We start from the raw sequence: 26561 nt of genomic DNA, 5'->3' as shown, positions 1-26561 counted from the left end.
CTCACTTTCCTCCGGCGCGGCGGGTCCGGGAGCCCGGGGGATCGAGCTCCGGCAGCGTCGTGCCGCGGCGCGTGCCGTAGGTGAGGTTCACGCGGTCCGAGAGCAGAAGGTAGAGGGTCGCCACCGCGGCGAAGGCGGCTGAAAACGCGAGTCCCTGCCAGTCAACCGCGCCTTTGTATATCAGGCCCTCGGCGATGCCGGCCAGAGGCCCCAGCACCCAGACCACTGCGATGGCCTCGGCCTGGACGCGGGGGCGGCGCACCAGCGCGAGCCGCACGGCGACCCACCCGAAGAGCGCGACAAAGACCACGTCGGGAATGAGCGGTGCGAGGATCTGCCAGGCGGGCACGTCGACCCGGTAGGAAAGGAAGCGCGAAGCCTGAGCGGCGTCTATCGCCGCAAAAAGCACCCAGTAAAGGAAGAAAAAGACGAACGCGGCGTCCAGCAGCACGAGCGAGCCCGCAAAGCCGGACTTGCGGCCCCTGCGCTCGAGCGCGGGCGGGATCCTGCGACCCACCAGGTAAAGCACCCAGACCGGTATCGCCACTGCAAGAAAAATAAGCCCGGCCGAAAGCAGCGCCTGGGCGGTCGAGAAATGAACCATGTTGCTCACTTGTCCTTAAGGTTGTCGGGCACCGGGCTCGAAAGCTCGGTGATGATGCCGCACTGGCGTCCAGCGACATGCCCATGGCAGCTGCCCTCGAGTTCGAGCAGCTTCTTCTTGAGGGTCTTCAGGCCGCTGATCTGGCGGTCCACGGCCGCGATCTGGCTGTGCAGCACGTCGTGGATGCGGGCGGCCTGCTCGGGGTTGCTGCCGTCGTAGGCGAGGATCTCATGGATTTCGGCCAGGCCCATGCCGAGCTTGCGGCAGTGCGAGACGAACTGCAGCTGCGAGTAGTGCCGCGGCCCGTAGGCGCGGTAGTTGTTCTCCAGCCTTGCCGGCGGATCGATGAGCCCCTGCGACTCATAGTAGCGGATGGTTTCCACGGGCAGCCCCGTGGCCTTGGAAAGCTCGCCGATTCTCATGGCGCCTCGCTCTTTTCTCAATACCTCAAACCCTGAAGAAACTGCAGAGTTAATTGTTGAATCTTATCAGAGATGGGCGGGCGGCGAGAGCGCTGAGGTTAGCGGACGGCTTACGTCAGGGCTATACCTCTTAAGGGGAATAGCGCCGTTTGTCTCATATTGTAAACTGCTCAGGTGCCCTTTTTCCGGGCGTTTCGGCCGGGAAAGGGCCGGAAACGTCCGGACGCAGGGCTTTTTTCCTGGAAGAGACCTGCCCTGCGCCGGTCTCCTAAAACTTAATGGAGCATTCAATCATGGCTGATGCCGTTACCAGTCCCAAAAAGAAGGTGGGCGTGGGCGCGTACATCGCGCTCATCTTCGCCTGCGTCTTCTTCTCCGGAGCTCTCGCCTCGACCCAATGGTGGGGCGTCTTTGACTTCACCACCCTCAACGGCGGCTGGGGCAAGCTTGTGTCCAACGTGACGATGGACCAGTCCGGAACGCTGCACACCGTCATGTCGAATCTCCGCGGCAAGGGCGGCTCGGGCGCGATCGACGGCTTCTGCTTCGCCCTCACCCTGGTGCCGACCGTGATGTTCTCGATCGCGATGATCACGGTGCTTGAGCACTACGGCGCCCTCGAAGCGGCCCGCATCCTCCTCACCCCGATCCTCAAGCCCCTGCTCGGCATCCCCGGCACCGCCGGCCTCGCCCTGATCGGCTCGCTGCAGTCCACCGACGGCGGCGCGGCCCTCACCCGGCAGCTGAAGGACGCCGGCCAGCTCACGGAAAAGGAGACGAACGTCTTCGCCGCCTTCCAGCTCACCGCCGACGCCCCGATCACGAACTTCCTCGGCTCGGGCTCGATCCTCTACACGCTCACCGGCGCGGACGGCAACCCGGTCATTCCGGTTTCCATTGGCGTCGGGCTTGGCATCATCCTGCTCGGCAAAGTGGTGGCCGCGCAGCTCATGCGGCTCTTCCTCATCCGCAAGGCCGGCAAGGCCTGATGCTGCTGCCCGTACTTCTTGAAAGCTGAAAAGGAATTCGAAATGACTGAAGAAAAGAAAGCGGCCGCACCGGCCAAAAAAGAGATGGTCACCGACGTTTTCGTGCGCGGCGCCTACCAGGGCTGGGGCATCGCCACCCACTCTATGATTCCGAACGTGCTGATGGCCTTCGTGATTATCAAGGCGCTCAACATCACTGGAATCCTCGCGCTGGTCGGCAAGGTCTGCGGACCGGTGATGGCGATCTTCGGACTGCCGGGCGAAGCGATCATGGTGCTGCTCGGCGCCTGGATGTCGATGGGCGGCGGCGTGGGCGTTGCCGTGGCGCTCTTTGAGGGCGGCAAGCTCGTGGGCGCGGATCTGGGCATTCTCGCTCCTGCGATCTTCCTCATGGGCTCCCAGGTCCAGTACCTCGGGCGCTGCCTGGGCGTGATCGGCATCGAGGGCAAGATGATCCCGATCACCATGGCGATCCCGATCATCGTCGCCCTGATCTCCCTGTGGGTGATGAAGCTCATCGTCCTCGCAGCCTAAGGCGCGAAGCGGACAAAAGCGAAAAAGGCCGGCTGCGGATCAAAACCTCAATCGGCCTTTTTTCGTACCCGCTGAGAGCGCCTCGAGGGTGATAAATCGCAAATCAGTTTTATTTCTCATTTCGGTTGTTTTTGAGCCCGCCGGCCCCGGCCTTCTCCGGCGCCGCCAGGCTTTCAGGGGAATTTCTGCAATGACTTTGCTCGAAGACTATCTGAAGGATCTTGAACAGCTCGTCAGCTGCGAGGCCGGCACCTCCAACCCGGAAGGCGTCACGCAGGCTGCACAGTACATGAAGAAGCTCTACGACTCCATCGGCTTTTCCACTGAACTCGTGGACCTCGGGCCCGAAGTGGGCCGGGGGCTGCTCGCGACCAACAAGCCAGGCGCCCAGACCTACGACATCATGCTCAACGGACACCTCGACACCGTGTTCCCGAAGGGCGAGGCCGCGCGCCGCCCCTTCCGCCGCGACGCTGAAAAAGCCTACGGTCCGGGCGTGCTCGACTGCAAGGCCGGCATCCTCTCCATTTTCTACGGGATTAAAAGCGCGAGGCCCGAGGACATCAAGCGGCTGTCCATCGCCGTGGCGATGAACCCGGACGAAGAGACCGGCTCCACGCACTCGACCGACTGGCTGGTGTCGATCGGCCGGCGCGCCAAGCGCGTGCTGATCTGCGAGCCCGCGCGTCCGAACGGCGAGCTCGTGCGCTCCCGCAAGGGCTCGGCCACCTACAGGGTCGAGTTCCACGGCCGCACAGCCCACGCCGGCAACAACCCTCAGGATGGCGCGAACGCGGCGGTCGCCATGATGCGCTTTGCCACGGCGCTCTACGACGAGCTCAACAACTTCGAGACCGGCACCACCGTGAACCCGGGCGTGGTCGAAGGCGGCAAGATCATCAACGCCATTCCGGACCACGCCATGGTGCGCATCGACACCCGCTACTGCTCCGACGCGGAGGGGCGCCGGGTCGGAGAGCGGATCGCCCAGCTTGCCGCCCAGACCTGGGTGAAGGGCGTCACCGCCACAACGAAGCGCGAGTTCTGGATTCCTGCGATGCCGCTTTCCGACAGCGCGAAGGAACTCAACCAGCTTCTCACGAAAGCCGCCGCAATGGCAGGCTTTGAGGCGCACTTTGTCGACGCCGGCGGTGCGGCCGACGGCAACCACATTGCGGAGTTCGGCGTGCCGGTGTGCGACGGCTGCGGCCCGGCGGGCGACAACATGCATACCGACCGCGAGTTCCTCACGCTCCGCTCGGTCGAGCCCGCGGTGAAGATGCAGTCGAATCTCTACTCGCTCATCTGACCCGCGCCGGCGCCCTTTCCCCGTGGCGGCTGCGCCCGGGGAAAGAACGCCCCCCAAAAAACTCTGCGCCCGGCTGCGGCAGCCTCCTGCCCTCCGGGCGTTTTTCTGAGCCATAACAATCAGTAACATGCGGCAGCCCTGCGCCTGCTGAAAATTTGGCAGGTCTGCGCCTTGACTGTAACAAGTCATTTCGACTATTCTTCGCAACGCTGTCTGCCCGTGTAAGGCGGTAGTGCCCTGTTCTGTGAAGGCTCCCTGAAAAGAAGTAGTCAAGCAGTCCGGGGGTGACCGGCCTGGGACTTTTTCCAGCGCCGGGACTGAAAGCCCGGATCAGAGGAGTTCCTGTCCTCCCTTCCGGTTTTTTCTCATCTATCTGTTGAGGCGGCGCACTGCTGCGGACGGCAGCCTGGAGGTTTCCGCCATCCGGCCGCAGACTCCGCCTTAATCAGGGAGAAATTAATGACTGAAACCAAAGTCGAACCGAAGCCAGAGAAAAAGGCTGCTGCGGTTCCCAAAGAGAAAAAGCTGACCATCGGCTGCTTTATTTCATTCCTGTTCGCCGTCATCCTCTTTGCGGGCATCTTCCACAACGCGCCGGTCGGCTGGGAGTGGCTGCAGGCCCTTGACTTCTCGACCCTCATCGGCAAGTTCGGCAAGATCGCAGGCGCAGGCTCTTTCCGCGGAGCGGGCGGCGTCGGCGCCCGCGACGGCTTCCTGTTTTCCCTCACCCTGATCCCCGGCGTGATGCTTGCGCTCGGGCTCATCGACGTGCTCGCTCACTACGGTGCCCTGCGCGCGTGCCAGTTCCTGCTCACGCCGCTGCTTAAGCCGATCCTCGGGCTGCCCGGCCTCACCGGCCTTGCCCTGATCACCGACCTGCAGTCGACTGACGCGGGCGCCGGCCTCACCAAGGGCCTCTTCGACAACGGCCTCATCCGCAAGAAGGACCTGGTCGTGATGTGCGCCTGGCAGTACGCGGGTGCGGGCATGCTCAGCAACTACCTCACCACCGTGGTGGGCGGCCTCATCGCCTACTTCCTCGTCCCGATCTGGATTCCGCTCGTGATCATGCTCTGCCTGAAATTCGTCGGCGGGTTCCTTGTCCGCCTGATCTTGAACACTGTCTACAGGAAGGATTTCGCAAATGAGTAACGCACCTGTCGTCGAATCCAACAATCCGTTCGATATCTTCATCGGCGGATGCCGCAAGGGCCTGAACCTCGGCCTCTACAACCTGCTGCCGAACGTGCTGATGGCGTTCGTGCTCACCTACATGCTGAACATCTTCGGCGTCATGCAGTGGATCGGCAACACGTTCGGACCCGTGATGGCCGTCTTCGGCCTGCCGGGGAAGGCAATCACGGTGCTGTGCGCCACGTGGCTGTCCTGCGGCGCGGGCGTGGGCGTCGCGGCGAGCCTCGCCACCGAAGGCGCCCTTACCCCCCATGACATCACGATCATGATCCCGGCGCTGCTTCTGATGGCCTCCCAGATCCAGTACATGGGCCGCCTGCTCGGCCTCACGGACTGCCCGAAGAAGTACTGGCCGATGCTGATGGTGAACTCCATTCTCATGGCCTGCCTCGGCATGTGGCTCATGAACTTCTTCGTCTGATGCTCTGAAAGAAGCTTTCCGGACCGCGGCTGCGATCCGGAAGGGCACAGGCGCTGAAAAGGCGGCCGAGCGGAATTCCGCTCGGCCGCCTTCTTTTTTGCCTTTTAGAAATTCCGGCGGGACATGAGGGGCGGCGGGAATCCGAAGCCCGCCGCCTCAGACTGCAGAGAAGCCTTCAGTCCGCGAGATCGCCCAGGATCTCGGGCTCGGAAAAGAGCGCCGTCGCGCCTCCCGTGTGCAGGAAAACCACGGTCGAGCCCTTCGGGATCGCACCGCTGCGGATATCCTCGAGCATGCCGTGGAAGCCCTTTCCGGTGTAGACCGGATCGGTAAAGATGCCTTCGGTGCGGGCGAGCAGCCTGATGTCGGCGTTCGCCTCGGAGCTCGGGCGCTCGTAGCCGGGCTTAAAGAAATCGAAGCGGACCGTGAAGTCGCCGGGCTGCACCTTCTCCTGCGGCAGCCCCAGCAGGGCGAGCACGTCGCCGGCCAGCCGCGCGATCCCCGCGGGATAGGAGCCGGGGTCCTTGCGGCCCACCGTGTAGCCGCGGATCGAGACGTCCGAGGCGCCCGTCATCGCCCGCCCGGCCGCCAGCCCCGCCAGCGTGCCGCCGCTGCCGGTGGCAAGGCAAAGGAAATCGGGCTTCAGGCCGAGGGCCGCCGACTGCTCCATGAGCTCCACGAAGCACTCCGCGAATCCCGCGGCCCCGCGGGGAGTCGAGCCCCCGACCGGAATGTCGTAGACCTTGTGCCCCTCGGCCGCGAGCCGCCTGATGTGCTCGTCAAAGAGCGGGCGGTTCGCCTCCATCGTCTCGCGGGTGGAGCGCCCGAGCGAGGGCAGCACATGGATTTCGGCCCCGAGGATTTTGTCGAGCAGGAAGTTCGCCCTCGCGTCGCCGGGCTTCGGCTCCACGATCGCCCCGAGGTAGAGCACGGGCCGCAGCCCGCAGCGCCTCGCGGCGGTCGCGGTCTGCATCACGTGGTTCGACTGCGTCGCCCCGTAGGTGAAGACGGTGTCGCAGCCCTGCGCGATCGCGTCCTTCATGAGGTACTGGAGCTTGCGCACCTTGTTGCCGCCGAAAAGGCTCACGCCGGATAGATCCTCGCGCTTGATCCAGAGATCGACTCCGAGCTCGCGCGAGAGCCGCTCGAGCCGGTGAAGCTTCGTCGGATAAAAGCCAAGCGGGACGCGACCGAGCGCGTCGAGCCGCTCGCGGCATTCTTTCAAAGTAAGCGCCATGGGCCTGCCCTCCTTTTTCATGGAAATGAAAGAAAAGAACCTGAGCCCATTGTAGGGACAGCGCCGCCCCCTTTTCCAGCGCCAGAGGAAAAGAAGAGCCCCTTTCCGGGTGGCCTTTCAGCCCCTGCCCCCGTCCAGCTTCTCAAGCGGCGCGCCCGCCATCAGGGTGCGGGGCGTCGCGAGCTTTTCGAACCTGATCGAAACCGCGCCGTTTTTCTCCACCTGCAGCACCTCTCCCTCGCCGAACACCTTGTGGCGGACGCGGTCCCCGGGCGCAAGCCAGGTCTTTTTCTCGGGCTCGCCGGTCAGGAAGCGGTCCTTGTAGGCTAGAGCCTCGCGCGCCGCCTCCTCCTCGCCCTCGGCCAGCGGCCGCACGAGCTTCAGCTGCGAGCGGTCGAGCTCGAAAAAGAACCGGCTGGGATACCGGAAGGCGCTGCCCTCGGTGGTGCCCTGCGCGTGCATGAGCACGAGCAGGTCCTTCGCCCTCGTCATGGCGACATAGGCGACGCGCCGCTCCTCCTCCATCTCCTCGACCGTGCTCGTGCGGGCGCTGGGCAGGATTCCTTCCGAAAAGCCCCAGACGTAGACCACGGGAAACTCAAGCCCCTTCGCGGCGTGGATCGTCATCAGCTTCATCGCGGGCCCCTTCTGCTCGCCGATGTCCTCGGCGAAAACCGAGGCCCGCTGCAGAAACTCCGAGAGCGAGCCGGGGCTGTCGGCGTCGGACTCGTACTGCGCGATCGCCTGGCGCAGCTCCGCGATGTTGTTGAGCCTCTCGTCCTCGCCCGAGAGCTGCAGGGCGGCCTCATAGCCGCTTTCGGCCATGACCATGTTGAAAACGTCGGAGACCTTGCGGCCCGGGGCGGCGGCGCGGCACTTTTCCATCGCCTCGACATAGGCCCGCAGAGGCTTCGTGGCGAAGGGCTTCTCGCCGATGTGCGCGAGCAGCGCCTCGTAGAGCGTCGAGCCCCCGGCGCGGGCAAGGGCCTTGAGCGCCTCGGCCTTCTTCGGCCCGAAGCCCCTTTTGGGGGCGTTCACGGTGCGCATGAATGCGGCGTCGTCGGCGCGGGTCATCATGCGGACGTAGCAAAGCGCGTCCTTCACCTCGCGGCGGGCGTAGAAGGCGACGCCGGACCACACCCGGTAGGGGATCCCCGCCTTTACGAGCGCCTCCTCGACCGCGCGCGAGCTCTGGCGCGTGCGGTAGAGCACCGCGAACTCCTCCCAGCCGCGGCCCCGGCCGTGCAGGTAGCCGAGCGACTTCACGAGCCAGGCGAGAGCCTCCTTTTCGGTCTTCTCGCCGTCGTAGACCACGCGGGTCGGGCGCGCGGGATCGCTGTCGGAGCGCACCGGACGGCCCGCGACCGGAAAGCGGTCGCGGTTGTGCACGATCAGGGAGTTGGCCGCGAGCACGATCGAAGGCAGCGAGCGGTAGTTCTCGAGCAGCCGCACCGTCCTGCAGTGCGGGTGGCTCTTCGGAAAGCGCAGCATGATCGAGGGCGAAGAGCCGCGCCAGGTGTAGATCGTCTGGTCGGGGTCTCCCACGACAAAGAGGTTCTTGTTCACCTCCGAGAGCAGGTTCGCGAGCGCGGCCTGATCGTTGCTCACGTCCTGGTACTCGTCGACCATGATGTACTGCAGCCGCTCCTGCCAGCGCCTGCGCACGGATTCGAAATGGTCGAGGATGTAGAACGTGGTCCAGATGACGTCGTCGAAGTCGAACCCGAAGATTTTCCGCTCGGCCCAGAGATAGCCGTAGAAGACCTTCTTTGAAATGTCGGGACTGGACAGGGCCCTGGCGCGCAGCGCCTCGGGCGAAGTCGCGACCAGGTCCTTCACGTAGTTCGAGTCGTCCTTGAAGTTTCCGATCACGTCCATCGCGGCGGAGAACTTGAGGAGATTGCCCGGAATGGCGAAAGTCTCGTAGACCTCGGCGAGCAGGTCCGCCTCGTCGTCCTCGTCGATCACGACGAAATCCTTCGGAATGCCGACCGCGTAGCCCTCGTCGCGCAGGAAGCGCACGCAGAAGGCGTGGAAGGTGCAGATCTGCCCGAGGTCGAGGTCCCCGGTCATCGCGCGGATGCGGGCCTTCATTTCCTGCGCGGCCTTGTTGGTGAAGGTGACGCAGAGGATGTTCTGGGGGTTCACGCCCAGGTCGCGCACGAGGTAGACGTAGCGGTGCGTGAGCGTGCGGGTCTTTCCCGCGCCGGGGCCCGCAATCACGCAGACCGGCCCCTCGGTGGTCTCGACGGCTTCCCGCTGGGCGGGGCTGAGCGTTTCTGGCAGCATGAGGCGCGAGCGTCCTGACAAAAATAGAGTCGACGGAAAAACAAAAGCCGGAGCGCGCCTTCCAAGTGCCCGGGGCGCGGGCCGGCTGTCCTGATTTTAAGCGCTAGGGGGCGTCCCCGCCCTCCCCGGCCGACGCATCGAACCGGTAAAGCGCGGACACCCGCCCCGCGGCGTCAAGCCGCACGGCAAAGCGCGGACGCTCCGAAAGAGCGTGCAGCGCGGCGTCCAGCAGCGGCAGAAGGGGCTTCGGGCAGTCCGCCCCGGGCGAGCGCTCCAGGACGCTGACCGCCCGCAAAAGGAAGGCTCGCCCTTCGGGGGACCGGGCGGAAGAGGCCCCGCCTTCTCCGGCGCCCGAGCCGGAATCGGCGAGGCCGCGAAGGACGCAGGACATTCCGCCTGAGGCCTGAGCCCCGGAAGAGAGCGCCTCGCGGGAGAGCTGCGAGGCGCGCCGCAGCGCCAGAGGCTGCCATGGGGCGCGCGCGAGCGCGAGAAGCGCCCCGGCCGCGTCATAGGCCAGCCGGTCGGCGAGGCCTCGGGCCGATCCCATGGGAAGCCCCCGTGAGCCGTAGCCCAAAGCCTCGGGCAGGGCCGCTTCGGCAAGCTGCGGGCCCTGAAGGGGATCGGCCGCGAGCTCGAAAAGCGCGGGGAAAAGGCCGCCGGGGCCGGGCTCCCCCGGCAGCCGCAGCGCCGCCGCAAACGGCACCTCGAAGGCCGGGAAGGCGGCGGTAGTCTCGAGGAAAAAGCGCCTCTCGCAGTCCCTCACGGGGGAGACAAGGAGAAAGGGCAGGCTGCGGCCCGGAGCCCGGAAGCCCACGAGGACGGGCGAGGCGGCCTGCACCGGGACGGGGGCGCGGGCAGCAGGAGCGCAGCCCCCGCGCGCGGCGCGGCCTGTCCGGCGCCCGGCCGCCTTCCTGAGGCGGGAAGGCCGGCGCGCCTCGGCCCGGGCCGCCCCCCGAAGGATCCCCGCCGCCCGGAGCGCGAGAAACGCCGCCGCTGCTGCCGCCGCCGCGGCCGAGACCGCCAGCCAGAAAACCATCTCTCCTTCCATCGACTCCGCCCCTCCGACTCTTTTGACTGTTTCGCGGCCGGAGCCGCCCGGCCCGCCTTTCATTTTCCCGCTTCGCCGCTAAAATACGCTTCATGCGCATGAAACCGGGCGCTTCGCCCGGCCGGAGCTGCGCCCTGCCCCATTATCAACGATAAGGCCCATGCTCAAAAGCCCCCGCGACACCCTTACGCTCGAAAACAGAGTGCAGATCCCCTGCCTCGGATTCGGCACCTGGCAGATTCCGGAGGACGAGAGACTGTCTGAATCGCTCGCCGCGGCGCTCAGGCTGGGCTACAGGCACATCGACACGGCCTCGATCTACGCGAACGAGCAGGGGATCCGCGAGGCGATCCGCGCGAGCGGCGTGCCCCGGCGCGAGCTCTTCATCACCGACAAGGTCTGGAACACGGACCGCGGCTACAGCTCGACGCTCGAAGCCTGCGAGAGAAGCCTCGAGCGGCTCGGCACCGACTATCTCGACCTCTACCTCATCCACTGGCCCGCGATCCACGGCGAGACCACCACCTGGCAGGCGCTCAACTACGGCACCTGGCGCGCCCTTGAAGAGCTCTATGCGAAGGGGACCGTGCGTGCGATCGGGGTGTCGAACTTCATGCCGCACCACCTGGTGCCGCTGCTGGCCCGGGCGAGGATCCGCCCGATGGTGAACTCGATCGAGTTCCACCCCGGCTACATGCAGCTTTCCGCGCTGCGCTTCTGCCGCGCGCAGGGCATCGGAGTGCTCGGCTGGGCCCCGCTCGGACGGGGAGCGCTGCTTGCCAACCCGGTGCTCGCCCGGATCGCCCGGGAGCACCGCCGCACGGTGGCCCAGGTGTGCCTGCGCTGGAGCCTTGAGCACGGCGTCCCCCCGATCGTGAAGAGCGTGAACGCCGCCCATCTCGAGGAAAACGCGAAGATCTTCGACTTCACGCTCTCGATGGCGGAAATGCACGCGATCGACGCCCTGCCCCCGTCTGGCTTCTCCGGCCTCGACCCGGACCACGTCAGCTTCTGACGCTTCTTAGTGTTTCCCCTAGTAACCTTAAAAAGCCTTTTATATTCAACAGGCTGGGAGACTTGCAGCCCGTTTCTGGCTGATTAAGACCAACGAACTAGGACTTTGGTCTTGCTTTCATGAGACTTTAGTCCTATATTTCTTTCTGCACACGGTTGAGCGCCTGAGAACGCCTCCCCGCGTGGAACCGTACAAACCAGGAGAGAATGGAAAATGGCTCAGTTTGAAACCTCCCGCCGCAGCCTGCTGAAGGCCGGCACCGCCGCTGCCGCCGCCGCGATCGCCCCGGCCGCCGCTCACGCCTCTGAAAACGACAAGTCCGTCAAGTTCGACGGCGAGTACGACGTGATCGTCGTGGGTTCCGGCTTCGCCGGCATGGCCTGCGCCTACAAGGTCGCCAAGGCCGGGCTCAAGGTCCTCATGATCGAGAAGATGGGGGTCTTCGGCGGCAACTCCGCCATCTGCGGCGGCAACATGGCCTGCCCGGTGAACCCGGTCCAGAAGGCCCAGGGCATCAAGGACAGCGAGGAGCTGTTCATCGCCGACTGCCTGAAGGACGGCCTCGGGATCAACCACACGGAGCTGCTCGACGTGCTCTACCGCCGCGGCAACGACACGGTGAAGTTCGTGACCGACTGCGGCGCGGAGTTCGTTCCGAACAAGATGCTCTTTGAAGGCGGACACTCCGTGCCCCGCTCCTACGAGATCAAGGCGGGCTCGGGCTCGGGCTACATCGTCCCGATGTACGAAACGCTCTCGAAGATGAAGAACTGCGTGATGAAGACCCGCACGAAGTTCGACGACTTCGTGCTCGACAAGGACGGCCGCGTCACGGGCGTCGTCTGCCGCGAAGGCTATCGGTTCAACCGCAAGCTCGCCTCCGACGACGTGGAGAACAAGACCGGACACCGCCGCGTCTACAAGGCCCGCAAGGGCGTGATGCTCGCCGCGGGCGGCTTCTCGCGCGACATCTGGTTCCGCCAGGTGCAGGATCCGCGCGTCGTCCCCTCCACCGACTCCACGAACCAGCCGGGCGCGACTGCCGGGGTGCTGCTCAAGGCTCTTGAAATCGGCGCGACCCCGCTGCAGATCTCCTGGCTGCAGTTCCTGCCCTACTGCAATCCGCACGAGGACGGCTTCGGCGTCACGGTGAACTTCACGAACCACGCCTGCATGGACCTCGGCATGGTCGTGAACAAGAAGACCGGCAAGCGCTTCATGGACGAGCACGCCGGCCGCAAGATCAAGACTGACGCCGAGCTCAAGGTGATCGGCAAGGACAAGAACTACCCGATCGCCATCTGCGACGACTCGATCGTGAAGGCGATCAACCCCTCGTTCGTGAAAGCGCCGCTTGCTGCGAAGACGGTGTTCGTCGCCAACACGCTCGAAGAGATCGCCGATCACTTCGGCATCAAGAAGGACGCGTTCCTCGCCGAGGTGAAGCGCTTCAACCAGTTCGTGAAGGAAGGCGAAGACAAGGACTTCCACCGAATCCTCAAGTTCAACAACGGGCTCACGATCTCCAAGCCCCCGTTCTACGGCGTTGAGGTGGCCCCGAAGATCCACCACACGATGGGCGGCCTGCTCATCAACCCGGAGGCGCAGGTGATCTCCTCGAAGACCCACAAGCCGATCCCCGGCCTCTATGCGGGCGGCGAGATCACGGGCGGCGTGCACGGCGCCTCGCGCCTGGGCACGGTGGCGGTCCTGGACGCCCTCACCTTCGGCATGGTCGCGGGCGAAAACCTCGCGAAGGCCTGATGCGCTGAAGAAAAAGAATCTCTCCTAAAGCCCGCCCCGAAATGGGCGGGCACTCGCCCCCGGCTCCTTTCTTTCTAGGAGGAGCCGGGGGCATTTTTTTATCTCCCGGAGGCGGACCGTAAAGGCCCCCTTTCGGCCCGCCTTCAGAGCGCCTTGAGCGCGAGGCAGGCGAGGTCGGACTCGGGATAGACCTGCCAGAGCGGCTCGGCAAAGGGCCCCGCCCCCTCGCCGCCTTTTTCCGGGCGGGCCTCGATGACGAGCTCGTTGCTCTGCGCAAAAAGCCGCAGCGGCACAGTGAAAAGCCTTCCCGAGCCCTCCGCGGGAAGGAGCCTCACGCCGTTGAGCAGCACCGCGATCCCGCCCTCGGAGGCCGAAAGGTCCGCCCGCAGGGTGCCGCCCTCGGGAACCGCGGGGACGTCGGCATCGGCAAAGGCAAGGCGAAAGCGCAGGAGGCGAGGCTCCCCGCCTTTCGGCTCCCCGGAGCTGCACTCGGCCCAGTCGCGGTCGCTTCGAAGCGCGCGCGGCAGCGCCCCGGGCTCCTCCGCAAACCAGGGCGAGGCCCCGGCTCTCATCGGATAGGCCGCGGGCGGCAGCCCCTCCTCGACTTCGAGCCTGCCCTTGAACCCGGGGGCCAGGGCGACCTCGAGGACCGGGCCGGCGGCGGAGCCCGCCTCGCAGGCCGCGCCGCCTTCGGCGGCCCAGGCAAGCCTCGAGGCGGGGCAGGGAAGCGCGAGCCGACCCTCGAACCCGCGCGGAGCCTCGAGCTCGAGGCTCCATCTCGCAGGCCCCGCTCCCCGGGAGCGGAAGACCGCCCGCTCGGGCAGGGGCCCTGGGCCGCGAAGCGCGGGCCGCCCGGAGCGCACGCCCGGCAGCGCCTGCAGCGCGAGCGCCGCATCGATCACGTCGTCCGGCTCGGTGCGGCTCGTATAGCGCTCGAGCGTCCGAAGCTGCGAGCGGACAGCCCCTTCGCTTCGGCCCTCCCGGCCGGTGACGGCCTCGGGGCCCGAAAAGGCGGGGCCCGAGGCCGCAAGCCTGCCGCCCATCAGGATGAAGGCGGTGAGAGTGTCGAGAAGAGAGGCGGAAATGCGCCGCAGGCCAGCGAGGACGACCGAGCTGTAAAGCCTGCCCCCCAGCTCCAGGAACCCGTCCGAGAGCCGCGCGCTTTCAAGCTCCGCGGCTGAGGCCTCGTCCGCGAGCAGCCCCGCCTGCGGGAGCGCCTCCCGCCAGGCCCTGAGATCCGGCGAGGCATCCTGCCCCCCGCGCACCAGGACACAGTCGAACACAGGCGCTTTTCCTTCGTTCTTTTCTTCCATATTCCTGCCCTCTGTCAGTCGGAGAATTCCCTCCCGGTCCGCTCTCCGGGGCTTATGCTTGAGGGACCAAGCCGCGGGGGGAGCGGGAGCCCGGGGGCGCTTCTTTTCCCCCGGGCATTATAAAAACGCCCGGAGCGCGCCGCCGCCCCTCGCCCCCGGCCGGAAACCCATCAAAGCAAGGAGCACCGCTCATGGAAATCACTGCACAGTATGTTGGAAACAAGAGAGTCGAGGCGCGCTGCGGGCGCACCGGCACCGAGCTCGTTTTCGACCAGCCCGCGCCCGAGGGGCTCGGCGAATCGATGAACCCCGTGGAGGGGCTGCTCTCGGCGCTCTGCGGCTGCATGCTCACGACGGCGGCCTATGCCGCCGGGTCCCTCGGCCTGGACCCGAAAGGGGCCTCGGCCGCCCTCACCTGCGAGATGGCCGACGGCCCGCGCATCGCCTCGATCACCGCCGTGATTTCGATGCCCGCGGGCTGCTGCCCGGCCGAAAAGCGCGGCGTCATTGAAAAAATGGTCGCCTCCTGCCCGGTAAGCCGCGCGCTCTCGCCCGAAATCCGCCGGGACGTCCGCTTTCTCTGGATCTGACGACAAAAGGACGCCTTCCCGATGCTTCTCTCCATTCTCGCGATCGGGGCCGGAGCGGCCTCGGGGGCGCTGCTGCGCTGGGCGCTCGGCCTATGGCTGAACGGCCTTTTTCCGGCGCTTCCGCCGGGAACGCTCGCCGCGAACCTCCTGGGCGGCTACCTGATCGGGGCCGCGGCCGCGTTTTTCGCCTCCATGCCCGGGCTTTCGCCCGTCTGGAGGCTGCTCATCGTGACGGGCTTCTGCGGCGGACTCACCACCTTTTCGACGTTTTCGGCCGAGACGGTCGCCCTGCTCTCGCGGGGCGAGTACCTCATGGCGGCCGCGGAAGTGGGGCTGCATGTGGCGGGATCCTTCGCCGCAACCGCCGCCGGCATCGCCACCGTGGCGGCGCTTCGCCGCCTGCATGGACTTTGAAGGGGACCGAAATGAACCGAGGCTTCCAAATCTCGTTTTTCACGGAGCAGAGCCGCAGAAAGGACGGCCGCCCGCTGGGCAGCTGGATTCTTGAGACCGCCCGCTCGATGGGGATTCCCGGCGGCTCGCTTTTTTCGGCGGCCGAAGGCTACGGGCGCGACGGCTGGCTGCGAAGCGCCTCCTTCTTCGAGTCCGGGCAGACCTGCGTCGAAGTGCGCTTCGCGCTTTCCGAAAAAGACGCGGAGAGGCTCTTCACAAGGCTGCGGGAAGAAGGCGTGGACGTCTTTTTCGTGCGCATCCCGATCGAGTTCGGCATGAGCGGCGAGCCCTGAAGAGAAATTCGGAAACACTTTTTCGTGCGCGTAAGCCCCTTAGAGACGCCCCGCGCCCCCTTACAATACGCGAAAGAACCCCAAAAAACGCTCCCGCCGCCCGGAAGCGGGCCCGGAAGTTTCCTGAAAAAGCCCGCTTTTCACCGCCCGGGGAGCCCGGCCGGCTTTAGTCGAAGATGATCACTGCGCTTTTCGCACACCCCTATCCGCGCTTTTCCATCGTGTCCTATCCGCTGCTGATGGGACTGAAGAACCAGTTTCCCAGGATGGACGCGCGCATGCTCTACGACCTCTATCCCGACGGGGCGATCAACGTCGCCGAGGAGCGCGAGGCGGTCTCCCGTTCCTCGCTGCTGCTGGTGCTCCACCCGGTCTTCTGGTACAGCGTGCCGGCGCTTTTGAAGCAGTGGTTCGACACGGTGCTCGGCTACGGCTTCGCCTACGGCGAGGGCGCCCCGACGCTTCGCGGCAAAGCGGTGCTGTGGATGCCCTCGATCGGCTCGGGCTTCCACGGCCGGGGCTTTCAGGGCCCGGTCGAGATCTCGGAGGTGCAGGCGCCGATCAAGCGCATGTGGGAGAGCTGCGGCGCCACCTGGCTCGAGCCCCAGGTGATCGACTCGCGCGTCCCGATGACCAGCGGAGACTTTGCCTCGGTCCTCGACTCCGTGGCCGACCGGATGGCCGAATGGGAGGCCGAGAATGATTGAGGCCGCGCTGCACAAGTTCATCGATCTCTGCACGGAGTTCTACGCCGGGGCGAGCGCCATCATGCCGGCCACCGACACGATCGTGGCCGGCTCCCTGGTCGCGCTCGCCGCGGCCGTGGTCTTCGTGCCCGTCATGTCCCGGCTGGGGCTGGGCACGATGCTCGGGTACCTCGCGGCCGGCATCTTCGTCGGGCCCTACGGGCTCGGAACCGTGACCCATGTCGAAACCCTCATGAACTTCGCCGAGTTCGGGATCGTGCTCATGATGTTCCTGATCGGGCTCGAGCTCGACGTGGGAAGGCTCTGGAAGATGCGCCTGCCGGTCTTCGGGGGCGGAACGCTGCAGATGCTGCTCTGCGCCCTGCCCTTTGCCGGGATCATGTACGCGGCGGGCCTCGAGCCCGCGCCCGCGGTGCTCGCTGGCTTCGCCCTGGCGATGAGCTCGACCGCGGTCGCCGTGCAGGAGATGAACGCCCGGGGCATGATGGCGCAGCCCTCCGGGCAGAACGCCTTCTCGATCCTCCTGTTTCAGGACCTCGCCTCCATTCCGCTCATCGGCGCGATTCCGGCCGTGGCCGCGGTGACGGCCGGGGCGGCCGGGGCGGCGGGAGCCGCGGGCGGCTCCCCCGCCTTCATGAACACGGTGGTGCGGGCGCTGCTCGCGCTCGTCGTCATGGTGGGGCTCGGGCGGTTCCTCACGGTGCCGTTCCTGCGCTTTACGGTGAGAAGCGGCGCGCGGGAGATGCTCACCGCGTTCGCCCTCCTGATCACGGTCTGCTCGGCCTGGATCATGGAGGCCGCGGGGCTCTCCTCGGCGATGGGCGGGTTCGTGGGCGGCGTCATTCTCGGCAGCTCCGGCTTCCGCCACCAGCTCGAAGCTGAAATCTCCACCTTCAAGGAGCTCCTGCTCGGCCTGTTCTTCGTCACGGTCGGCATGAGCATCGACCTCAACCTCGTCTTCGCCGAGCCCGTGACGCTCGCCGCGGTGATCGCGACCCTGCTCGCGGTGAAGACCGTGATGATCTTCTTCGTCGCGATCGCGATGCGGATCAAGGGAGCGGCAAACAGGCTCAAGTTCGCCGTCGTGCTCTCGCAGGGCGGGGAATTCGCCTTCGTGGTCTTCGCCATCGCAAAGAGCCAGGGAGTGCTTCCCGGCAGCTGGGCCGCGATTCTCACCGCCGCCGTCGCGATTTCGATGGGCACGACGCCGATCCTGATGAAGCTCATGACGGGCGCGACGCGCTACTGGCTCAACCGCGTGAACCGCAGCGGGCCCAAGGACGATGCGGAAGCCCTGGCCGCGGCCCCCAACCGCAAGGTGATCATCGCGGGCTTCGGCGACTTCGGGGCGCTTGTCGCGCGGATGCTGCTCGCGATGGGCGTGACCCCCACGATCATCGACAGCGACCCCGACCGCGTGCGCCAGGCCCGGCACTTCGGGGTGAAGGTCTATTACGGCGACGCCTCGAGCCTGAGGCTGCTGCGGGCCGCGGGCGCCGACGAAGCGAAGATCCTCGTCGTCGCCGTGGGAAACGAGAAGGCCGGCGCCCGGCACATCATCGAGGCGGCCCGCGAGGCCTTCCCGCTGGTCGAGATCATCTCGCAGGTGAGCGAGGTGAAGGACGAGCTCGACTTCATGAACAAGGGCGTGCACCCCTACAGCAGGAACCTTGAGCCCTCGCTGCTCGCAGGGCGGCGCTGCCTGATCGACCTCGGCCTCCTCTCGCCCTACGAGGCGAAGGAGATCGCCGACATCTTCCGCTTCCACACCGAAAAGACGCTGCGCGAGATTTCCTCGAGCCGCTACGACTACGAGCAGGCGGTGGCGGCCTACCGCACCAACGACGAGATGCTCACCGAAGTGATCGGGCAGATCCGCGAGTACCGCCGCGAGCGGCTTGCCGCGGTGAGGGCCGCGCGCCCCGGGGCGGCCGAGGGAACGCTGCAGCAGCAGGCTGCGGCCGCGCCCCGCGCCGAAGAGCCGCCCTCCCCCAAGGGGGCCGGCCCCGCGGCCGGGGCGCCTGAACCGCGCCGCATGACCGATCCGGAGAAGGCGCGCGAGGAGGGCGAAAAGCTGGACCTCTCGGCAGACGCCTCGATGCAGGCCCGCCGCAGCGCGATGGAGGCGGTCCGAAAGGAAAAGGAAGCGGCTCCGGCTCCAAACCCCTCCGAAGAGCTTTCCGTGCAGGAGTTCTTCAGGCGGGCGGGCGACGGCGCAAAAAGCGGCGGCCCGGGCCGGCGCCCGTCCTGATCCTTTCAGGCCGGAAGGCTCCCCCCGCTCCGGGAGAAAAAGCCTTCCGGCCCCCGGACGCCCCCTTGCTTTCTTTCCGGCCTCCTGCCGCGGGTATAGACTTTTTCAGTTCTTAATTCTTTTTTTCACTTGCGTCAGGCGGCTCCCGGACTCCTGATCCACCAGAAGAAGGGTGCGAAAAGCCCGTCGAAGGCCGCCCCCGAGGAGAAGTTCTGTCATGGCCCAGATACTGGATTCAACGAAGCTGCGCCGCGAGCTGCATCCGCTCGCGGAAATCGGCATGGACGTCAAAAACACCTCCGCCTACGTGATCCGGCGGCTCAAGGAAATCGGCATTGACGCCCACCGCGTGGGCGAGACCTACGGCGTCACGGGATACATCGACTCGGGCGCGCCCGGCCCCGTGATCGCGCTGCGGGCGGACATGGACGCGCTTCCCTTCGAGCAGAACGGCAAGACCGTGGCGATCCACGCCTGCGGGCACGACGGCCACATGGCGATGCTGCTCGAGGCGGCCAGCCGCCTCGTGGGGAAAATCAGGCGCGGCAAGGTGAAGCTCATCTTCCAGCCCGCAGAGGAGCCGATCACCGGGGCGCAGGCCCTGATCAAGGAAGGCATCCTTGACGACGTGGACATCATCATCGGGGCGCACGTGCGTCCCGTCCAGGACCTGAAGCCCGGGACGCTGTGCCCCTCGGTGTGCCACACGTCCTCCGGCCACGTGCATGTGACGATTCACGGGAAATCGAGCCACGCCGCCCGCCCGCATCTGGGCGTGAACGCGATCTATGTCGCCACCGCGATCGTCAACGCCGTCGCGCAGATCCACATGAACCCGGAAAACGTCTGGTCCGTGAAGCCCACGCAGCTGCGCGCCGACGACGGGGCCTTCAACGTCGTGCCCGCGACCGCCACCCTGTGCTTTGACTTCCGCGGGCAGACCAACGAGCTCGTCAAGTCGCTCACCGAGCAGATGAACCGGATCTTCAAAAACACGGCCGAGGCCTACGGGGCGACCGTCGATGTGAAGTACGACGTCATCTGCCCGGCCGCGAACCTCGATCCCGACATCACCGAGGAGCTCGCGCAGTGCATCCGCGACACGGCCGGAGCCGACCGCCTCGCTCCGGGCTGCGGAGGCGGCGGCGAGGACTTCCACTTCTACAAGCTCGCGAAGCCCTCCATCAAAAACGGCTACTTTGGAGTGGGCACCGGCGTGACCCCGGGCCTGCACAAGATCAACATGACGATGGACGACACGCTGCTGCCGATGGGCTCGGCGGTCTTCGTGAAGTTTGTCCTGAACCATCTGGGCTGAAAACACAGGGAGGGTCCTCGGGCGAGCGGGCCGCAGAAAGCGGTGCGCCCGGGGTCTTCCAAAGGGGGGCGGCTCCGTCCGGGGCCGCCCCCCAAGTTTTGCCCCCCGCTGCCCGCCCCGTCCGGGTCCGGCGGCCGTCCTTACAATAAAGCCGTTTTCCCCTTTCACTACAAGAGGCTTTAAATCCATGCCCTGCACCACCATTCTTGCAGGAAGCGGCGCGACTGCCGATCACTCCCTCATCATTGCAAGAAACGAAGACTGCGCGCCCGACGACGCGAAGCGGCTGCTCTGGCACCCCGCTCAGGAGGCCCGTCCGGGCCGGGTCTTCCGCTCCTTCAGAAACGATTTCGCGGCTCCCTTTGAGGCGGCGGCCCTGGGCTACCAGTCGGTCTCGGACTCCGCGACCGACGGGGCCTCGGAAGGCGAGGCGGGCTTCAACGAGGCGGGAGTCGGGATCACGGCGACCGAGACCATCTTCGCGAGCGAGGCTTCGCTTGCGCTCGACCCTTACCTGCCGCTTACCGGCGTCGTGGAGGACATGATCGAGGACTACGTGCTGCCGCTGTCGCACTCCGCCCGCGAGGGCGTGCGGATCCTGGGCCGTGCAATCGAGGAGCACGGCGCGGGCGAAGGCTGCGGCGTCGCCTTCGTGGACGAGCGCGAGGTCTGGTGGTTTGAGACGTGCTGCGCCCACCAGTGGGCCGCGGCGAGGCTTCCGCAGGAGTGCTGCTACGTCACCGCGAACCACGCGCGGCTGCGGGCGTTCGACCCGCAGGACACGGAGAATTTCCTTTCTTCGCCGGGGCTCGTCTCCTTTGCCGAAGCGCACGGGCTCTGGCCCACGGGAAAGCGCCCGTTTGACGTGCGGGCGGCCTATGTGGACGAAAAGCCCTCCGACCTCTACTACAACTATCCGAGGAACCGCGTCCTCATTGAAAAGTACCGCGGGGGCGCTCCCCTGCGCTCCGAAGACGACCCGGACTTCCCCGTCTTCTTCAGGCCCGCGCGGCCGCTCACGATCCTCGATGTCGCCGCGGGGCTGCGCAACCGCTTCGAGGGCACGGACTCCGACCCCTATGCGACCGGGAACCCGCACGTGAAGGCGCGCCCCATCTCGGTCTTCCGCTGCTCGCACTCCCACATCCTCGTGCGCAAGCCCTGGCTGCCGCTTTCGGTCGGCGCCGTGAGCTGGGTGTCGTGGGGCATGCCCTCGCTTTCGGTCTTCGTGCCCTTTTTCGAGGGCTTCCGCGACGTGCCGCAGGCCTATCGGACAGGCACCCACGACGCGGACGGGCAAAGCGCCGGCTGGGCCTTCAGAAAGCCCCAGACGCTCGCGATGATGGACTACGGCCGGCTGGAGCCCGTCGTCCGCCGGGTCTGGGACCGCTGGGAGGCCCAGGCGCTGCGCAAAACAGCGCTGATCGAGACCCGCTACTGCGACCTGCTCGCCCTGAAGGGCGAGGCGGCAGCCGACCTCTATCTCGAGCGCGAGAACACCGCGGTCCTGGAGGACGCCCTGAGACAGGCCAGAGCCCTCGAAAACGAGCTCATGACGCTGCTCACCCGAAGCGTGAGCGCCCGCTTCCCGTTTAACGGCGCCTGATGAGGAAGTTAAGCAGATCCAGTCCATAAAAAATGCCGCTTCTGCAGGGAGAAGCGGCATTTTTCATTTTCTTAGAAAGAAAGGGGCTGCTCAGGCCTTGTCTCCCAGAAGATCCGCCCGGGCGAAGCGCCGCCCGTCGTCGGAGTAAAGCACGTCGCCCAGCGAATGCAGCACGTGGTAGCGCCCGGCGCTCCAGTCCTCCGCGAGCCAGAAGCGCAGCCCCTTCAGAATGAAAAGCCCCAGGGCTTCATCCTTCTTCACCACGCGGCACTCAAGCGCCGCAAAGGCCCCCTCGAGCACGGCGGCGTTCACGCTGTCCGCGTCGTGCCACGCGAGGCCGAAGCGCGCGAGCTTGTCGGCCTTTCCGTCGCAGTGCGCGCTCCCAAGCTCAAACACCTCGCGGGCCAACTCCGGGGGCACCACGTTGAGCACGCACTCGCCCGACTCGAGGAGCACGGGGTAAGTCGCATTCCAGGCGCCCAGCGTCATGGCGACCCGCGGGGGATCGTAGTCGCTGCCCATCACCCAGGCGACTGGCATCGCATAGTTAAGCGCGCCGCGGCGGGCCGTCACGACCACGAGCGGGCACTGCCCGAGGAAATCCATGGACCGGGCGAGCTGCGCCTGAATTTTCTTCATCATCCCTCCTGTATCAGCAAGCCTTCAGCGGCTTTCCCGGACGGCGAAAAAAGCGTACGTCCGATTCCCTAGAGATTATAATTTTACCGTTATGCAGATGGCATTTCAGCGGGGCCGCAGCCCTATGTCTCAGGCGCCATCCCAAGCGCCTGGCCATTGCGCTGCGCCCGAACGTTAAAAAAAGGAGCATGGAAATGGCCTTGTCATCGTATTACAAGCAGCTGGTCGACCAGCGCCGCGAACTTCATCAGTGGCCCGAGCCCGGCTGGACGGAATTCACAACGACGAACTACCTCGCCCGCAAGCTGAAGGCCTGGGGCTACGAGGTTCTCCTCGGCACCAAGGTCGTGAAGCCCGAGGCCTGCCTCGGCCGCGATGAAAAGGAAGTGCAGGCCGGGCTGCAGGCCGCGCGCGAGCACGGCGTCTCCGAAGAGTTCCTGAAGGCGACCGAGGGCTACACGGGCTGCGTGGGCGTCCTCGACACCGGACGCCCCGGCCCCACGATGGCGATGCGCTTCGACATCGACTGCATCCCCGTGCAGGAAACCGACGACCCGAACCACATCCCGAACAAGGACGGCTTCCGCTCGAAGCACAACGGCTTCATGCACGCCTGCGGGCACGACTGCCACATGTCGATCGGCCTCACCACCGCGAAGTGGATCGTGGACAACAAGGACTCGCTCACCGGCCGCATCAAGATCGTCTTCCAGCCGGCTGAAGAAGGCGTGCGGGGAGCCAACGCCGTGGCCACCTCGGGCGTGCTCGACGACGTCGACTACTTCCTCGGCTCGCACATCGGCATGGTCGCGAAGTACGGCGAAGTTGTGATCGACCCCTGGGGCTTCCTCTGCACGACGAAGTACGACGTCACCTACGACGGCAAGCCCGCCCACGCCGGCGTCGAGCCGAACGCGGGCCGCAACGCCCTGGCCGCCGCCTGCGCGGCCACGATGCAGCTGCTCGGCATTCCGCGCCATGGCTCCGGCATGACCCGCGTGAACGTGGGCATCCTGCATGCCGGCACCGGACGCAATGTGATCCCCGCCCACGCGAAGCTCGTGATGGAAGTGCGCGGCGAGACCGCCGCCATCAACGACTACATGAGCGAACAGGCGATGAACATCATCAAGGGCTGCGCGATCAGCTACGGCGTGAAGTACGACGTCCGCACGATGGGCGCGGCCTGCGACATGAAGAACGACCCCGAGATGGTGAAGATGCTGCGCGAAGTGGCGGGCACGATCCCGGAGGTGAAGCAGATCACGGGCGAAGCCAACTTCGGAGGCTCCGAGGACGCCTCGCTGCTGGCCAAGCGCGTGACCGAGCACGGCGGCAAGGCCGCGTTCTTTGTGACCGGAGCTGACCGCAAGGCCGGCCACCATCAGTTCAACTTCGACGTGAACGAACCCGCGCTGGACGTGGGCTTCCGGATGTTCACGGGCATGGTGAAGAAGATCTGCGGCAGGAAGTAAGGCCGCGAAAGCCTCCTTTCAGGGCGGCCGCGCGCCGCCCGGGAAGGCCGCTTTTAAAGAGAAGCGGGGCAGACGCCGTCAAGGGGCCGCCCCGCTTTTTCTTGTCTGCAGAAAAGGCCGGGGCTAAGCCGCGGCTTTCCCTTCGCTCCGGGCCTGCGCCTCCTCGCGCTTGGTGAACACCGTGGCGAAAAGGCCGGAGAAGGTGATGAGGAGCATCCCGAGCAGCGCCGCGGCGGAAAACCTGTCGCCAAAGCAGATGAAGCCGATGACCGCAGAGATCGGGATCGCGAGGAACCCGAGGCAGGAGGACAGCAGCATGTTGCCCTGGGCGTAGGCGCGGGTGACCGCGATCTGCCCCAGGGTCGCCATGAGGCCGATGCCCAGAAGCCCCAGCGCGTTTTCGGGCGTGGGCAGGTGCAGGCCGCCCTCAAACAGGTACGTGCCCAGCAGCCCGAAGATCGTGCCGAACACCGTGAAGTAAAAGACAATGCGCATGGAAGGCTCGCCCATGTCGCCCAGCCTCTTCATCTGCCAGTACACCGCCATGTCGATGAGAGAGAGCAGGATGCAGGCCATTGCGGGGACGGCTTCGTCGGCCGCGAAAGAGGGCTGCACCACGGCCACGATCCCGGCAAAGCCCGCGAGGATCGCGCCCGTCACTTTCCAAGGGGCCTTTTCATGGCGCACCAGCGCCCGGCCGATGAACCAGGCGGCCAGAAAAATCGGCGTCGTGTAGGTGAGCGTCATGCAGGCGCCGAAGTCCATGCGCGGCAGCGCAAAAAACCAGAGCGCGATCGAAAGGATTCCGAGCGAGGAGCGCAGCACGTGGTCCATCAGGCGGTGGGTCTTGAGCGTCACGCCGGTGCTGCGGACCATGAAGGCGATGAAAAGCACTCCGAAGAGCGACCGGTAGAAAATAAGCTCGATCGGCCCGAACTGATCGGACACGAGCTTCACGAAGGCCGCCATGACGGAAAAGCAGGCGGCCGATGCGATGGACCAGAGAGACTGCCGGAACATGGGAAAAGGAAGAATTCGCTTCAGGGAGATTCTGCTGATGATACGCCGGCAGGCGGCCCGGGGGACTTGCGCAGCTCCGGTCCGGCTCCTGCCGCAGCGGCCGCCTCTTTTTGCGTTTATCGCAAATAGATGCCATACTGTTCACGCAAAATCAGCCATGGATGGCAGGAAGGTTCGCGCGAATGCCCAAATCTGATGATCTCTACGCCTGGAAGCTCTTTGCCTCGCTCATCCAGTCGCGAAGCTTTTCCGTGACGGCGCAGGCCTTCGGCGTGGAGCCTTCTACCGTGAGCAGGGCGATCTCCGCCCTTGAAAACTCGATCGGGCAAAAGCTCGTGAACCGGAGCGCCCGCCCCCTCACCTTCACGAGCCGCGGCGAATGGGCCGCCCGGAAAATCGAGCCGATCCTCGCCGCCCACCGGAAATTCATCGAGAGCTTCACGCACGACACAGCGACGCTCGAAGGCCAGATCCGGCTGTCCGTGCCGCCCAGCTTCGCCACCCGCAACCTGATGCCGATCCTCGAGGAGTTTTACAAGCTCTATCCCCGCATCAGCTTCGACATCCTGGTCGGCATGCAGGCCTCGGACGTCAAAAGCCAGAAATGCGACATGGCGGCGCTCACCGGCAAGCTCTCAGACTCTTCCCTCATACAGATCCCGCGCGGGCGCTGCGTGTACCTGCCGGTCGCCTCACCCGACTACATCAAGGCGCACGGCATGCCGCTCAACCCCCAGGATCTCGCGCACCACACCGTCTTTCTCTATACGGGCCCGATGCGCTCGACCACCCGCGTGCTCTGGAAGGGACATGAAAACGAGGTGATCCCGTACGGACGCACCATCGCGAGCACCGACATGCTGTCGATCCGGGAAGGCGTCCTGAAGGGCTACGGCGTGGCGCTCGACATGCCCGTCGTCCAGTGCTGGGAAGACCTGAAGGAAGGCCGGATGGTGCCCGTGCTTCCCGGCTGGAAGCGCCCTCCCGCGCAGTGCTACGTAGTTCTCTCGAAATCGAGCTGGCACATCAGGCGCTGCCGGGTGTTCGCGGAGTGGTATGCGAAAAAGCTCACGGGGCTTTTCCAACAGTATGAAAAGGAAATCGCGGGCATTGTTCCGCTCGAGCCCGACGACGGACTTGACTCCGAAAGACCTCCCCTATAATTCCCCTGTCCCTTTATTTGTCATTGGAGTTTTCGACGCCCATGCAGCCTGTTCGCACAGCCGTTTTTCCCGTCGCCGGACTTGGCACCCGGTTTCTGCCCGCCACCAAGGCCATTCCTAAAGAAATGCTGCCGGTCGTTGACAAGCCTCTCATCCAGTATGCCGTGGAAGAAGCGGCCAGGGCAGGCATTACAAACATGGTCTTTGTGACGAGCCCGTCGAAAAAGGCCATCGAGGACCATTTCAAGCCCAGCCCGGAACTCGAGGAAGAGCTGGAGAAAAAGGGGAAAAAAGACCTTCTGAAGCTTGTGCGGGGAATCTGCCCGAAGGGCGCGGTGTTCTCTTTCATTGAGCAGGGCGCCCCCCTGGGGCTGGGCCACGCCGTGCTCTGCGCGCAAAAGGCAGTGGGTAACGAGCCCTTCGCCGTCATTCTTCCGGATGATCTGGTCGATGCGCCTGAATCCTGCATTGGAGAACTCTGCGAACTACGGAAGCGCAGCGGCGGCGGAAACGTCATTGCCGTCGAAAATGTTCCAAGAGAAGACACCGGGAAGTACGGCATCGTGAGCCTGAACGCACAGGATCCCGCGTTAGTGGCCGGCCTGGTCGAAAAGCCAAAGCCGCAGGAGGCTCCTTCCACCCTTGCCGTCATCGGCCGGTATGTGTTCGAGCCCGGCCTCTTCGAGGAACTCAAAAAAGTGCGGCCCGGAGTCGGCGGAGAAATACAGCTCACGGACGCCATGGCTTCCTCACTACGCGGCACTCCTATGCGCATCTGCCGCTTCAAGGGCCGGAGATTCGACTGCGGATCCAAGCAGGGCTTCATTGCGGCGACGGTGCATTTCGCCAGAAAAGTGGGATTTGCGGTCTAAAGGCAGGGCTTCGGGCTGAACGGACGGAGCGGCGC

Annotated in this window: 25 protein-coding genes; 17 read left to right on the top strand and 8 right to left on the bottom strand. The window is 65.5% G+C overall.

Translation table 11 applies throughout. From position 1 onward, the window contains the following. Position 1 precedes the first annotated feature (1 nt). Both MUN46_RS06225 and MUN46_RS06220 read right to left on the bottom strand, forming a co-directional pair. A complete protein-coding gene (locus MUN46_RS06225; protein ID WP_237979136.1) occupies positions 2 to 613 on the bottom strand; it encodes a hypothetical protein in 612 nt (203 codons plus the stop codon). Continuing rightward, entirely contained in the window at positions 610 to 1026 is a 417-nt protein-coding gene (locus MUN46_RS06220) for a MerR family transcriptional regulator (RefSeq protein ID WP_237979135.1), read from the bottom strand. Before MUN46_RS06220 ends, MUN46_RS06225 begins: the two co-directional genes overlap by 4 nt. Before the next feature lie 293 nt (positions 1027 to 1319). Between MUN46_RS06220 and MUN46_RS06215 the strand changes: the two genes are divergently transcribed. The 5 genes from MUN46_RS06215 to MUN46_RS06195 all read left to right on the top strand — a co-directional run bounded on the left by MUN46_RS06215 (position 1320) and on the right by MUN46_RS06195 (position 5473). After that, positions 1320 to 2015 (top strand): nucleoside recognition domain-containing protein, encoded by a 696-nt coding sequence (locus MUN46_RS06215; RefSeq protein WP_237979134.1) that lies wholly within the window; start codon positions 1320 to 1322, stop codon positions 2013 to 2015. A 42-nt stretch (positions 2016 to 2057) separates the two neighbouring features. Beyond that, on the top strand, positions 2058 to 2549 hold the full coding sequence (locus MUN46_RS06210) for a YjiG family protein (RefSeq protein ID WP_237979133.1): 492 nt from the start codon (positions 2058 to 2060) through the stop codon (positions 2547 to 2549). Between the two features lie 190 nt (positions 2550 to 2739). After that, positions 2740 to 3858 (top strand): M20 family metallopeptidase, encoded by a 1119-nt coding sequence (locus MUN46_RS06205; RefSeq protein ID WP_243376240.1) that lies wholly within the window; start codon positions 2740 to 2742, stop codon positions 3856 to 3858. Positions 3859 to 4317: 459 nt separating this feature from the next. Beyond that, positions 4318 to 5010: a hypothetical protein gene (locus tag MUN46_RS06200; protein WP_243376241.1), complete on the top strand. Its 693-nt coding sequence runs from the start codon at positions 4318 to 4320 to the stop codon at positions 5008 to 5010. Beyond that, positions 5003 to 5473, top strand: a complete 471-nt coding sequence (locus MUN46_RS06195) for a YjiG family protein (protein WP_237979130.1) — start codon at positions 5003 to 5005, stop codon at positions 5471 to 5473. The genes MUN46_RS06200 and MUN46_RS06195 overlap by 8 nt, the downstream gene beginning before the upstream one ends. A 175-nt stretch (positions 5474 to 5648) precedes the next feature. Here the strand turns inward: MUN46_RS06195 and MUN46_RS06190 are convergent, their stop codons facing one another. The 3 genes from MUN46_RS06190 to MUN46_RS06180 form a co-directional block, all read right to left on the bottom strand. Then, positions 5649 to 6710 carry a 1-aminocyclopropane-1-carboxylate deaminase/D-cysteine desulfhydrase gene (locus tag MUN46_RS06190; protein WP_243376242.1) on the bottom strand — a complete coding sequence of 354 codons (1062 nt, stop codon included), beginning with the start codon at positions 6708 to 6710 and terminating at the stop codon, positions 5649 to 5651. 117 nt (positions 6711 to 6827) lie between these two features. Then, entirely contained in the window at positions 6828 to 8999 is a 2172-nt protein-coding gene (locus MUN46_RS06185) for an ATP-dependent helicase (protein ID WP_243376243.1), read from the bottom strand. Between the two features lie 103 nt (positions 9000 to 9102). Continuing rightward, a complete protein-coding gene (locus MUN46_RS06180) occupies positions 9103 to 10047 on the bottom strand; it encodes a hypothetical protein (RefSeq protein ID WP_243376244.1) in 945 nt (314 codons plus the stop codon). 160 nt (positions 10048 to 10207) lie between these two features. Here MUN46_RS06180 and MUN46_RS06175 point away from each other — a divergent pair, with 160 nt between their 5' ends. Together MUN46_RS06175 and MUN46_RS06170 are read left to right on the top strand one after the other, a co-directional pair. Further along, positions 10208 to 11062, top strand: a complete 855-nt coding sequence (locus MUN46_RS06175; protein ID WP_243376245.1) for an aldo/keto reductase — start codon at positions 10208 to 10210, stop codon at positions 11060 to 11062. A 213-nt stretch (positions 11063 to 11275) separates the two neighbouring features. Next, entirely contained in the window at positions 11276 to 12826 is a 1551-nt protein-coding gene (locus MUN46_RS06170; RefSeq protein ID WP_243376246.1) for a flavocytochrome c, read from the top strand. Between the two features lie 143 nt (positions 12827 to 12969). Here MUN46_RS06170 and MUN46_RS06165 read toward each other — a convergent pair whose 3' ends face one another. Beyond that, the gene (locus MUN46_RS06165) at positions 12970 to 14139 is read right to left on the bottom strand and encodes a hypothetical protein (RefSeq protein WP_243376247.1); all 1170 of its coding nucleotides are present in this window, start codon (positions 14137 to 14139) and stop codon (positions 12970 to 12972) included. 191 nt (positions 14140 to 14330) lie between these two features. Between MUN46_RS06165 and MUN46_RS06160 the strand changes: the two genes are divergently transcribed. The 7 genes from MUN46_RS06160 to MUN46_RS06130 all read left to right on the top strand — a co-directional run bounded on the left by MUN46_RS06160 (position 14331) and on the right by MUN46_RS06130 (position 21357). After that, complete coding sequence (locus MUN46_RS06160) at positions 14331 to 14729, top strand: OsmC family protein (protein ID WP_243376248.1); 399 nt, start codon at positions 14331 to 14333, stop codon at positions 14727 to 14729. Positions 14730 to 14750: 21 nt separating this feature from the next. After that, positions 14751 to 15143, top strand: coding sequence for a fluoride efflux transporter CrcB (crcB, locus tag MUN46_RS06155; RefSeq protein WP_243376249.1), 393 nt, complete (start codon positions 14751 to 14753; stop codon positions 15141 to 15143). 11 nt (positions 15144 to 15154) lie between these two features. Next, a complete protein-coding gene (locus MUN46_RS06150) occupies positions 15155 to 15475 on the top strand; it encodes a DUF190 domain-containing protein (protein WP_243376250.1) in 321 nt (106 codons plus the stop codon). A gap of 176 nt (positions 15476 to 15651) precedes the next feature. Next, positions 15652 to 16182, top strand: a complete 531-nt coding sequence (locus MUN46_RS06145) for an NAD(P)H-dependent oxidoreductase (RefSeq protein ID WP_243376251.1) — start codon at positions 15652 to 15654, stop codon at positions 16180 to 16182. Continuing rightward, positions 16175 to 18433 carry a cation:proton antiporter domain-containing protein gene (locus tag MUN46_RS06140; RefSeq protein WP_243376252.1) on the top strand — a complete coding sequence of 753 codons (2259 nt, stop codon included), beginning with the start codon at positions 16175 to 16177 and terminating at the stop codon, positions 18431 to 18433. Before MUN46_RS06145 ends, MUN46_RS06140 begins: the two co-directional genes overlap by 8 nt. A gap of 217 nt (positions 18434 to 18650) precedes the next feature. Further along, positions 18651 to 19751, top strand: coding sequence for an amidohydrolase (locus MUN46_RS06135; RefSeq protein ID WP_243376253.1), 1101 nt, complete (start codon positions 18651 to 18653; stop codon positions 19749 to 19751). A 187-nt stretch (positions 19752 to 19938) separates the two neighbouring features. After that, positions 19939 to 21357, top strand: coding sequence for a C69 family dipeptidase (locus tag MUN46_RS06130; RefSeq protein WP_243376254.1), 1419 nt, complete (start codon positions 19939 to 19941; stop codon positions 21355 to 21357). A 90-nt stretch (positions 21358 to 21447) separates the two neighbouring features. Here the strand turns inward: MUN46_RS06130 and MUN46_RS06125 are convergent, their stop codons facing one another. Next, entirely contained in the window at positions 21448 to 21999 is a 552-nt protein-coding gene (locus tag MUN46_RS06125) for a flavin reductase family protein (protein ID WP_243376255.1), read from the bottom strand. A gap of 191 nt (positions 22000 to 22190) precedes the next feature. Between MUN46_RS06125 and MUN46_RS06120 the strand changes: the two genes are divergently transcribed. Continuing rightward, the gene (locus MUN46_RS06120; protein WP_243376256.1) at positions 22191 to 23471 is read left to right on the top strand and encodes an amidohydrolase; all 1281 of its coding nucleotides are present in this window, start codon (positions 22191 to 22193) and stop codon (positions 23469 to 23471) included. 123 nt (positions 23472 to 23594) lie between these two features. Here MUN46_RS06120 and MUN46_RS06115 read toward each other — a convergent pair whose 3' ends face one another. After that, positions 23595 to 24491 carry a DMT family transporter gene (locus tag MUN46_RS06115; protein ID WP_243376257.1) on the bottom strand — a complete coding sequence of 299 codons (897 nt, stop codon included), beginning with the start codon at positions 24489 to 24491 and terminating at the stop codon, positions 23595 to 23597. Between the two features lie 182 nt (positions 24492 to 24673). On the opposite strand from MUN46_RS06115, the gene MUN46_RS06110 reads away from it, so the two are divergent. Both MUN46_RS06110 and galU read left to right on the top strand, forming a co-directional pair. Next, complete coding sequence (locus MUN46_RS06110) at positions 24674 to 25654, top strand: LysR family transcriptional regulator (RefSeq protein WP_243376258.1); 981 nt, start codon at positions 24674 to 24676, stop codon at positions 25652 to 25654. Between the two features lie 41 nt (positions 25655 to 25695). Further along, positions 25696 to 26526 (top strand): UTP--glucose-1-phosphate uridylyltransferase GalU, encoded by an 831-nt coding sequence (gene galU / locus MUN46_RS06105; protein ID WP_243376259.1) that lies wholly within the window; start codon positions 25696 to 25698, stop codon positions 26524 to 26526. Positions 26527 to 26561: the final 35 nt, after the last annotated feature.

The organism is Mesosutterella faecium (assembly GCF_022809315.2).
GTDB lineage: Bacteria > Pseudomonadota > Gammaproteobacteria > Burkholderiales > Burkholderiaceae_F > Mesosutterella > Mesosutterella faecium.
Note: the sequence above shows the minus strand (reverse complement) of the source record. Positions and strands in the feature narration are given on the sequence as shown.